This window comes from Lentzea roselyniae (assembly GCF_039537795.1).
GTDB lineage: Bacteria > Actinomycetota > Actinomycetes > Mycobacteriales > Pseudonocardiaceae > Lentzea > Lentzea atacamensis.
This window is the reverse complement of record NZ_BAABBE010000108.1, coordinates 1-2578: the sequence shown is the minus strand read 5'-3', so window position 1 is coordinate 2578 and position 2578 is coordinate 1. Positions and strand designations below refer to the sequence as shown.

Annotated in this window: 2 protein-coding genes; one reads left to right on the top strand and one right to left on the bottom strand. The window is 62.1% G+C overall.

Annotation, left to right across the window (positions count from 1 at the left end; genetic code table 11):
- Window positions 1-328 precede the first annotated feature (328 nt).
- Window positions 329-1303, bottom strand: a complete 975-nt coding sequence (locus ABFX45_RS46050; RefSeq protein ID WP_346137405.1) for a hypothetical protein — start codon at window positions 1301-1303, stop codon at window positions 329-331.
- A 918-nt stretch (window positions 1304-2221) separates the two neighbouring features.
- On the opposite strand from ABFX45_RS46050, the gene ABFX45_RS46045 reads away from it, so the two are divergent.
- Window positions 2222-2470, top strand: coding sequence for a hypothetical protein (locus tag ABFX45_RS46045; protein WP_346137404.1), 249 nt, complete (start codon window positions 2222-2224; stop codon window positions 2468-2470).
- Window positions 2471-2578: the final 108 nt, after the last annotated feature.

Here is a 2578-nt window from a genome sequence, read left to right as displayed (position 1 = left end):
TCGGCGTGGAGCAGCCGGCCCAGGTACTGGGCGAGTTCGCGGGGTACATCGAGTGTGGCACGATAGGCGATCACGGGGAGCTTTCTGACTGGGATTTGATCTTCGCAAATCCAGTCCTATCAGGAGCCCCCCGTCCTTCTACTCCCAGGCCCCCCGGCACGTCAGAGCGCCTGCACGAGCGTTCCCCCGAACATCCTCAGGCCTTCAGTGCTGGAATCTCCGCTGTTGAGATCACCTCAGTGCGTGCGCTCCCACACGCTCGACCGACGGGAACAAGCCGCGGGTGTTCGCCCTCTCCAGAGCCGGAGAGGGCGAACACGATGGATGGTCAGGCGACGCAGTAGTTCGGGCCACCGTTATTTGCGGCGATTCCCGCAGTGCTGACTGCGGCCACGAAGTCCGCGTTCTGCTCTATCGTGCCCTGCGGTTGCGTTCCACCCACGTCGACCGTGACGAAAATGTTCGCGGTGAAATTACCGGAACTGTCGGTAACCACGGTGACCGACGTGCTCGACATGCCGAAGGAGATCACCGTCGCGTTGCCCGACCCGCTGCCTGTGATGAACCCGGTGTCGCGAAGGACGACCGAGGATGAAGGCGGGAAATTGGTCCCGGTCACAGTGTCGGTCCAGCTGACGTGTGAACCGCTGACGGTGCACGGTCCCGGACTGACTGCGATCGAGGGCAGGGGCCCGGCGACCGGCGTGTACAGCTGGAATATGCCGGTGATGTCGTCCTGGCTGACCCCGCCGGGCATGAAACAGCTGACGATCGGCACCAGTCCGGTGCCCGATCCGCCATTCTGGGTGAATTTGGTCAACTCCACGACGAATCGGTCGCCGACCGACGCCCATACCGCGGTGCTGGACGTGATCTGCCCGGTAAAGGTGGCTCCCGAGGCGGTGACGCCGAACTGCCAGTCGAAACTTGTGTACGAACTGGTGTTGTCCGTGTTCTGCCACGTGATCTCGCCGACCCCGTTGGGCAAGTTGGACGACGTGCAGCTCTGCGGACCAGTGCCGACGCCGGATCCCCCCGCGCCTGGCGCGGGGTAGACGCTCCCCACCGATCCAGTCACACCGGCTGCCGTGCCGTTCGGTGACGTGCACGATCCCACGTTGCCCGCAGCCGTCTTCGACTTGTCACCCAGCCAGCCCGCCGCGGTGCCGGTGATGACCTTGGAAGTCGGAGTGATGCTCTCACTGAACAGCAACTGCACGTTCAAGTCGCAACTGATGTGGACGGGCGGCACTGTGGCATGTGCCGCAGGTACGGCCACGGCCAAACCCGCGATGCCCAGCATCAACCCAGCCGATATCGCCGTGAAACGGTTTCGCACTAAATGATCTGTCCTCATGTTTCCTCCTGGAGTGGTTGATGCGCTGAAACCCCGTTCGCCCGCATTTCATGTATAACGTCGCCAGGCCACGAAAAATTGCGCCACACAGAACTTGGGCACACCGTGGCTCGTGACGAAGGCTGCGTCCGGAGCGGGCCGGTTGCGAAGACATTGTCGGCGTTGTCGTTGATGGCACCGGGTGGCTGCGAAGCACCAAGAGAACCGTTACAGAGATACTCTCATGAAGTCATGATTACTGCCGTGGTGGCTGTGGTCAACTTCGCGCGACGATACCGGCTGCGGCAGTGTGCCAACTACCAGAACCTCTGTCCGTTGACGAACCCGGTGTGCCGACACCGTGGCCAAACTCACCACTGCCCGTAGTGCCGCCACCGCCGCGAACATGCGGATGCGCCACTGAAACTCAGCACGCCGTGTCCCTGACGGCTGGCAATCAGCGGGTCTTGAATAGCATATTGATCCTCTTCCTTGACAGTTTGTACTGTGGTGGCCTTCTGTTCGTCAACGCTCGAAAACGCACAGCTTGTCGATGTTGACTCCCCTCACAGACCTAATCCGTAGCGGCAGCACCAGCGGCTTCCAGGTGTCGCGGCCGCCCTGCCACGGGCAGCGCCGCAGCTCTCGGGTTCCTGTCGTGGGCGGTGTTGAGCGAGGGCCGCCATGCTGGGTATGGCCGCTCTCTACCCGGTAGACGCTCCAGCGGGCCCCGGTACGCACACCAACTTTGTTTTGGTCACGTATTCACCCGTTGGACGCAACAGTCGTCGTCAATGTTGTCACGGGTCAGTTTTCACCCTGTGCCGCTCGGAAAGTCATCGTCGCTGCTGAGCAGCGAAGTGCCCCGGCTGGAAGCATGCCCGGATGGTAGTAGCCCTGCTGCACAAGGTGACCTGCAAATTGCTGTCCGTTCCGTTGGTGCTGCTCCGCAGTGAGGCGGCGAAGGACGCGGAGCTTCTCGTGCTACGGCACGAGAACACCGTGCTTCGCTGGCAACCGGCAGGCCCGATCAGCTACGAGCCCGCAGACCGACTCTGGTTCGCCGCACTATCCAAGCTGATACATCGTTCCCGCTGGCGCGAAATCTTCCCGGTTGTCAAGTACCGGGTTTGATGGAGGGTGTGATTACCCGCTCGGTGTCGGGACGGGTGCGGTTGTGTGGTGATGGTTGGTTTCGTGTTCCACGGGCGGGATCAGGCCGAGTTCGCCGTGTAGCCGGCG

Coding starts and splice junctions, on each gene's coding strand:
- ABFX45_RS46045 (WP_346137404.1), top strand. CDS start 2,222: ATGGTAGTAGCCCTGCTGCACAAGGTGACCTGCAAATTGCTGTCCGTT.
- ABFX45_RS46050 (WP_346137405.1), bottom strand. CDS start 1,303: ATGCTGGGCATCGCGGGTTTGGCCGTGGCCGTACCTGCGGCACATGCC.